Here is a 6371-nt window from a genome sequence, read left to right as displayed (position 1 = left end):
GTCTCGGTCCGCCTGCCGACGTCCACGCCGACCTCGCGCAGCTTCCGCCCGTCGAGGGTGACCTCGCGGTCCCTGTCGAGGACGATCTCCGGCGCGGCGAGGAAGCCGAGGCCCAGGGAGTCCTTGCCGTTGCTGCCGCGCACGTCGAGGAAGGAGGAGAGGGCGTACGTCCCGGGCTTCAGGCGCAGCTGGAGGGTTCCGGAGTCCCCGACGTCCGCTTGGACGGGGTCGACCTGCTCGGCCAGGCGCTGGAGCACCAGGCCCGCCCCGGTCGCGGCGCCGTCACGGTCCTTGACGCGGACGGTGAGCGTGTACCGCTCTTCCTCCTTGACCAGGCCGAACGCGGTGTGTGCGACCGGTTTCCCGGCGGCGCTCGCGACGATGCGGCCGCTGGTGTTGCCGACGGGCGCCTTCGCGCCGTCGCCGGTCACCGTGGTCGACGCGGTGCCGTGCGCGGGGACGGCGAGCGTCTTGTCGGCGAGGGTCACGACGCCCTCCGCCGCACCCTCGGCCGCGAGGTTCAACTCGACCTTCTCGTCGGACGAGTTGGTGTAGGTCACCGTCTTCGTGACGGGCTTGTTGTCCTCGTAGGGCCAGGAGTAGAAGCCGAGGTCGGCGCTCCCGCTCGCGGTGACGCGCGCGTCGATGGCGCCGGGCACGCTGACACGGCCAGCACCCAACTCATATACGGATGCGTCGAGTTGATCGGACGTCGACATCAACGCGTCCTTGAGGCGCGCCCCGCTCCAGTCCGGGTGCTTCTCGGCGAGCAGGGCGGCGACGCCCGCGATGTGCGGGGTCGCCATCGACGTACCGCTCATCTCGGTGTAGTAGCCCTCGCCGCTGGTCAGTTGCGAGCGCGCGGCGAGGATGTCGACGCCGGGCGCGGAGAGGTCGGGCTTGAGGGCGTTGTCGCCGTGGCGGGGGCCCTGGCTCGTGAAGTACGCGGCCCGGTCGGCGGAGTCGACCGCGCCGATGGTCAGCGCGGAGTCCGCGGCGCCGGGCGAGCCGATCGACGAGGGGGCGCCGGTGTTGCCCGCGGCGACGACGAAGAGGGCGCCGGTCTCCTCGGAGAGCGCGTTGACGGCGGCGGCCATCGGGTCGGTGCCGTCGCTCGCCTCCTGCGAACCCAGGCTCATCGAGACGACCTTGGCGCCGACGTCCTTGGCCGCCCACTCCATCCCGGCGATGATCTGCGACTCGGTGCCGGAGCCCTCGTCGCTGAGCACCTTGCCCACGGAGAGGTCGGCGCCGGGCGCCACGCCCTTCTCCTTGTTGCCATCGGACTCGGCTCCGCTGCCGCCGACGGTCGAGGTCACATGGGTGCCGTGGCCGTTGCGGTCGGCGACCTCCTCCCCCGGTATGAAGCTCTTCGTGGCGTCCACACGGCCCTTGAGGCCGGGGTGGCCGGCGTCGACACCCGTGTCGAGCACGGCGACCTTGACGCCCTTGCCGGTGAGCCCGGCCTCCCAGGCCTTCGGGGTGCCGATCTGCTCGTTGCTCTGCGCCATGTCGGCCTCGACCCGGCCGTCGAGCCAGATCTTGCCGATGCCGTCGGCGAGGGTGCCGCCCTTCACACGCCGCGTTCCGGCCGTGCCCGGCGCGACATCCCGCCAGAACGTGCCGGGCTTGTCCGCCCGCACCGCCATGCCGCCCACGCTCGGCAGCGCGCGCACCTTCGCGGCCCCACGGGGCGTCGCCGGGCCCGCGTCGCGCCGCGCCCCCTTCTCGTACGTGACGATGAGCGGAAGCCCGCCGCCCTTCTCGTCCCCGAGCCCCTGGCGCAGCAACTCCGTCACGTCGAAGAGCCGTTCGTCGAGGGTGCCCGCGCTCAGATAGGGCCGCGCCTCGTCCGGTACGACGGTGATGCGGTCGCCGGCTATCCGGCTCCGGACGGCTCCGGTGGCCCCGGCGGGCCGGTCGACGGTGACGGCCTTCTTGCCGCCGCCGAGTTCCGTGACGGTGACCTTGTCGCCGGTCACCAGGGTGACCGTGCGGGCGGCGCTCGCGGCGCGCGGGGCGGGGGCGGCGCCCGTCCCCGGTGCGTCCGCGGGGGCGGCGGTGGCGTTCTGCCCCGCCGGTAGCAGCGCGAACGCGAGGCCGACGGCAGGCAGCAGCCTCGCTCTTCGCCGGCCGGATGATCGGGTCATGGGTGCCCTCTCTTCGTCGGACCCGGGCGGGGGTGGCTCCCGGGTGCTGCGAAGAGTGTCAGGGGGCATGTGTTGCTGGGGTGTTGACCGGTGCTGGCGGGAAACCGCCAGGGCACCTTCCCGCCAGCACCATCCGTGCGCCCGTGTTGCCCGTGACCGTGGTGACAGGCCCAAGGACTATCCGTAACAATGCAGTTGGCACGTGCGGTGAACGTTCGACGGGGGCAGCGATGGACGATCTGGTGGAGTTCACTACCGGCGACGGCACGCCCGTCGTCATGGCCGACGTGGACGACCTGCACGGCTCCCGCCTCGTCTCCCGCGGCGGCGACGGCCCCGCCCGCGCGGTGCGCACCTTCGAGCATTCGCTCGCCGGGGCGCGCGCGGCGGCGGAGTCCGCGCTGCGGGTGTTCCGGGACGGCAGCCTGCGCCCGGACTCGGTGGAGATCGAGTTCGGCGTGCGGATGTCGGCGGAGGCGGGCGCGGTGATCGTGAAGGGCACGGCGGAGGGCCACCTGGTGGTACGCCTCGCGTGGACACCGACCGGGGCGGCGACGGAACCGGGCGGGGCCGCGGTCGCGCCGGGCGCTTCTGCGATGGCACCGGGCGCAGCTGCGGTCGCGCCGGGCGGGTCTGCGATGGCACCGGGCGCAGCCGCGGTCGCGCCGGGCGGGTCCGCGGCGACGCCCGGCGGGTTCCCGGTGGCGCCCGGTTCCGCCGCGGCGCCGGAGGGGCTGCCGGCCGCGCCGCCCGTGCACCCGCCGGAGGCCACCCCCACCCCATGAGCAGCGCATCGTGGCATGCCCGCATCGCGTGCGGGGGCGAGGCAGGAGCCGGGTTCCTCGTGTCCGAGCGGCACGTCCTGACCTGCGCGCACGTCATCCGCGACAGCCCCCGCGCACCGGTCGCCGTCTCCTTCCCGCACCGCGAGGACCTCGGGGCCGTGACCGCCGCCGTCCGCGCGCACGGCGGCTGGGACGGCCACGGCGACGATCTCGGCGACGTCGCCGTCCTGGAGCTCGAACAGGCGGTGCCGGTGCGGCCCGCCGAGTTCGCTGGGCCCGAGGACGCGTACGCCGAACCCCGCCCCCGGCTGCTCGTGTACGGCTTCCCCAAGGGCTACCGCGAGGGCACCCTCGCCGAGTACCGCGCCACCGCCGCCCAGCGGATCGCCGACGAGTGGGTCCAGCTGGAGGCATGGAGCGCCCACGGACAGCCCCTGGCACCGGGGTTCAGCGGCGCGGCGGTCACCCTCGCGGACAGCAACCGCGTCGTGGGCATGGTGTCGGCCGCCGCCCGCGCGTCCAGCGGCGTGCGCAACGGACGGATGCTGCCCACCTCCGTCATGGCCCGCTACTGGCCCCCGCTCGGCGATCTGATCCCCACCCCCGGCCATCAGCGCTCCGCGAAGGAACGGCTGCGCGCCCTGGTGGACCGGGCGACGGCCGCCGGTGTCGCCGACGACCCGGAGCGGCTGTACCGCGACGCGGTGGGGCCGTTCGACCCGCCCGTGCCGCCGGAGGGCTTCGGCTCGCTGTGGTCGGCCGCCTGGTACCTGCTCTCGGAGGTCGACGATCCCGACGCCGTGACCCGCCTGGCCGACCGCCTCGCGGGGCTGCTCGAAGCGCCGTCGGCACCCGCCGCCCGCGCGCCCGGCACCTTGCCCGTCTGGTCGCCCATCCTCATCGAGATCGACCAGAGCGGGGAGGGCAACGGCACGCTCCTGGTGGAGGTGTCCGCGTACCGCGAGGGGCTGCGCCACCTGGTCGGCTCGGACTCCGTCGCCGCCGGGCGCGTCCGCTCTTACGTCCAGGAGCGCGTCGACGACGCCTTCTCCCATCTCACGCCCGGTACGGACGAGTTGCTGGCCTTCGTGCTGCCCCGCGCGCTGCTCAACTGGCCGGTGGCGCAGTGGGAGTGCGGCGCCGACAATCCGACCCCGCTCGGCTGCTCGTACCCCCTGGTCGTGACCGACCGGGCGCGCCGCAAGGGCGGCCTGCGCTTCCAGCTCGCCCAGAAGTGGGAGGACCTGGACGACGGCGCCACGACCGTCCTGCACCGCGTCGAGTGCGGCACGCCGGAGAAGCCGAACAAGCTGCGGTTCCGACTGCGGCACGGCGGCGCGAATCTGGCGGGCTTCGCGGCGCCGCCCCGCCCCGAACGCGCCGGGTCCGACGCCGGCGTGACGCACTTCGACGTCTCTCTCACCGTGCCGGTGCCGATGCTCCTGTGGCCGCGCACGGGCTGCGAGGACACCGAGCACCGGGACGGCGCCTGCTGCCGGGGTTCCGATTTCCTCGACCGTCTCGCCGCCCACATCGACGGGCATCCGCCCGCCGAACTTCCCCGCACCATCCTGTCGTTGCGCGAGAGCGCCGATGCGGCCGACGAGCCCGAGAAGCACTGGGCGCGGGACGTCCAGCTCCTCTGGGACGACCCGCGCTGCTTCCCCGATGCCCCCGCCGCCGCCAGCCAGTCCCCCGTCGCCTGAGCCCGCACGCCTGCCCTACCTGACGTACCCGAAGACCCGCAGGACCCGAAGGACCCGACGTACGAAAACGGAGAACCCCGCCCATGTCCCTGTGGCCCGTCTACACCGGCACGAACGAGCCCCACGACGGGATCTCCGAGCTGCCCGCGCCCCCGCCCTGGCGTGCCTTCGACGGCGGCCCCGTCCTCGAAACGCCCGCGGACGACGGCTCGGCGACCTCGCCGGACCGGGTGCACCGGGCGCACACCTACCGGGCCACGGAGACCTGCGTCCAACTGGTCAACGCCGCCCTGTACCTGCGGCGCCCGCTCCTGGTGACGGGCCCGCCCGGCAGCGGCAAGTCGAGCCTCGCGTACGCGGTGGCCCGGGAGCTCGGCCTCGGTCCCGTCCTGCGCTGGAACATCACGAGCCGCAGCGCCCTGCACGACGGCCTCTACCAGTACGACCCGCTCTCACGCCTCTACGCCGCGGGCCGCTCCCCGAGGTCACGGGCGCCGCGGGACGGTGCGGGCGTCGAGGACCATCTGCGCCTCGGCCCGCTGGGCACGGCGCTGCTGCCCTACCACCGGCCGCGCGCCCTGCTCATCGACGAGATCGACAAGAGCGACCTGGACCTGCCCAACGACCTCCTGAACATCCTGGAGGAGGGGCAGTACGAGATTCCCGAGCTGGTACGGATCGCCAAGCACACTCCGAAGGCGCAGCTCCTGACCGACGGCTCCGACGATCCGGTGACGGTGGAGCGGGGCCGCGTGCGGTGCCGGGCGTTCCCCTTCGTCGTCCTGACCAGCAACGGCGAGCGCGAGTTCCCGCCCGCGTTCCTGCGCCGCTGCGTCACGCTGCGTCTGCGCCAGCCGCGCGACGAGCACCTGGAGGAGATCGTCCGGGCGCACCTCGGGGAGCCCGACGCGTACGCCCGCACCCTCATCGCCCGCTTCCTGGAACGCGGCACGGGCGGCGAACTCGCCACGGACCAGCTCCTGAACGCGATCTACCTCACGGGGGCGGCAGGCATCGACGCGGCCTCCCGCGACGAACTCGCCCGCCAACTGATGCCCTACCTCACCCAGTCGACGAATCCGGGCCCCGATGCGCCCTGACCCTTCCACCACGCCCGGGCACCAGCGCCCCGCGAAGGCGCCAAGCACCGGCGCGGGCGCGCGCGACCGGCTCGTACGGCAGTCGGCGCCGTGCCTCGGGCAAGCAGCTGCGGATCCGGGCCGCGATGCCGTCTGAGTCCAGTGGCACACCCCGGTACCCGGGCCCCGTCGCGCGTCTCGCCGATGTGCTGGCGGAGGCGGCGGACGGTGCCCGGCCCACGTCGATCGAGCTTGCCGAACTGCTGTGGCTCGCGGGGCAGGCCGGTGGTGGCGCTCCGGCGGTGCGGGAGGCCGCCCCCGCCTCCGTCGAAGCGCCGCCGTCGCCCACGCCCTCGCAGGTGCGCCCGTCGCCGCCGGTCCCGGAACCGGACTCCCCCGCGCCGCCCCCTCCGCACGACGGCCGGGTGCCGCTGCGGCTGCCCCACCCGGCGGACGCTTCGGCTCCGCCCACGCCACCGGAGCCCCCGCCGACCGCGCCCGGCCCAGCTACCGGCCACACCCCCGTCCGGGTCCCCGTCCCCCCGATGGTGACCCACCCCCTCACCCTTCAGCGTGCCCTGGGCCCCCGCCAAACCCGCGGCCCCGCCCCCGGGGGCCCGGGCATCGGCGCGGCGGGCCCCGCCCCCCCCC

Annotated in this window: 4 protein-coding genes and 1 pseudogene; 4 read left to right on the top strand and 1 reads right to left on the bottom strand. The window is 74.6% G+C overall.

Annotated features, from left to right (window positions below; all coding sequences use genetic code 11):
- Positions 1–2150, bottom strand: a 2150-nt coding sequence (locus ACQKIP_RS36635; RefSeq protein ID WP_427745130.1) for a S8 family serine peptidase, incomplete at its 3' end; no start/stop codon positions are given.
- Positions 2151–2380: 230 nt separating this feature from the next.
- Here ACQKIP_RS36635 and ACQKIP_RS36630 point away from each other — a divergent pair.
- From ACQKIP_RS36630 to ACQKIP_RS36615, 4 genes and pseudogenes are all read left to right on the top strand, one after another.
- Positions 2381–2935 carry a CU044_2847 family protein gene (locus ACQKIP_RS36630; protein WP_365852166.1) on the top strand — a complete coding sequence of 185 codons (555 nt, stop codon included), beginning with the start codon at positions 2381–2383 and terminating at the stop codon, positions 2933–2935.
- Positions 2932–4641, top strand: a complete 1710-nt coding sequence (locus tag ACQKIP_RS36625; protein WP_365852164.1) for a trypsin-like peptidase domain-containing protein — start codon at positions 2932–2934, stop codon at positions 4639–4641. Before ACQKIP_RS36630 ends, ACQKIP_RS36625 begins: the two co-directional genes overlap by 4 nt.
- An 83-nt stretch (positions 4642–4724) precedes the next feature.
- The gene (locus ACQKIP_RS36620) at positions 4725–5741 is read left to right on the top strand and encodes an AAA family ATPase (RefSeq protein ID WP_365852162.1); all 1017 of its coding nucleotides are present in this window, start codon (positions 4725–4727) and stop codon (positions 5739–5741) included.
- Positions 5742–5866: 125 nt separating this feature from the next.
- Positions 5867–6371: pseudogene (locus ACQKIP_RS36615) on the top strand (hypothetical protein); the annotation flags it as partial.

It is taken from the genome of Streptomyces sp. NPDC059900 (assembly GCF_050270335.1).
Classification (GTDB): Bacteria; Actinomycetota; Actinomycetes; order Streptomycetales; family Streptomycetaceae; genus Streptomyces.
The sequence above is the reverse complement of the archived record's forward strand: the minus strand, read 5'-3'. Positions and strand labels throughout refer to the sequence as shown.

Coding starts and splice junctions, on each gene's coding strand:
- ACQKIP_RS36630 (WP_365852166.1), top strand. CDS start 2,381: ATGGACGATCTGGTGGAGTTCACTACCGGCGACGGCACGCCCGTCGTC.
- ACQKIP_RS36625 (WP_365852164.1), top strand. CDS start 2,932: ATGAGCAGCGCATCGTGGCATGCCCGCATCGCGTGCGGGGGCGAGGCA.
- ACQKIP_RS36620 (WP_365852162.1), top strand. CDS start 4,725: ATGTCCCTGTGGCCCGTCTACACCGGCACGAACGAGCCCCACGACGGG.